Below are 842 nucleotides of genomic sequence, written 5' to 3' on the forward strand. Positions count from 1 at the left end.
CTAAGCCCAGGACCCATTGATTGGCAGGCGTTGATGTGATTCAGGCTCCACGAGGAGACTGAGCATGAGTGACTTGTATTGGCTGACGGACGAGCAGATGGCGCGGCTGTCGCCCTATTTCTCCAAGAGCCATGGCAAGCCCCGGGTTGATGACCGGCGGGTGTTGAGTGGGATCATCTTCGTCAACCGGAACGGGCTGCGCTGGCGAGATGCGCCGAGGGAATATGGGCCGCACAAGACCTTGTATAACCGCTGGAAACGGTGGGGAGAGATGGGCGTGTTCACCCGGATGATGGAGGGTCTCGCCGCCCAGAGGGCCGAGCCGCAAACCGTCATGATCGACGCGACTTACCTCAAGGCTCACCGCACGGCGTCCAGCCTTGGGGTCAAAAAAAGGGGCTCGGACGACTGATCGGGCGGACCAAGGGTGGCATGAACACCAAGCTTCACGCCGTCACCGATGCCAACGGTCGCCCCTTGAGCTTCTTCATCACGGCGGGCCAGATCAGCGATTACACCGGCGCAGCGGCCCTGCTCGATGATTTGCCCAAGGCGCAGTGGATGCTGGCTGACCGGGGCTATGATGCCGAATGGTTCCGCGACGCGCTTGAGCAAAAGGGCATCAAGCCTTGCATTCCGGGCCGAAAATCCCGTTCTATGCCCGTCAAATACGACAAACGCCGATACAAGCGCCGCAACCGCATCGAGATCATGTTCGGCCGCCTGAAGGACTGGCGCCGCGTGGCGACCCGCTACGACCGCTGCCCAAAAGTCTTCTTCTCCGCTCTCGCTCTGGCTGCAACCGTGCTCTTCTGGCTGTGATCAACGAGTCCTGATCCTAA

At 60.6% G+C, this 842-nt stretch carries 1 protein-coding gene; it reads left to right on the plus strand.

All coding sequences use genetic code 11. The features are described from left to right. The first annotated feature begins 64 nt into the window (after nt 1–64). A protein-coding gene (locus Y88_RS18825; protein WP_085995937.1) for an IS5 family transposase occupies nt 65–822 on the plus strand; the annotation gives its coding sequence in 2 pieces (ribosomal slippage) (nt 65–395 and nt 395–822; 759 coding nt in all). Nucleotides 823–842 lie beyond the last annotated feature (20 nt).

Source organism: Novosphingobium nitrogenifigens DSM 19370 (assembly GCF_000192575.1).
In the GTDB taxonomy this organism is placed as follows: domain Bacteria; phylum Pseudomonadota; class Alphaproteobacteria; order Sphingomonadales; family Sphingomonadaceae; genus Novosphingobium; species Novosphingobium nitrogenifigens.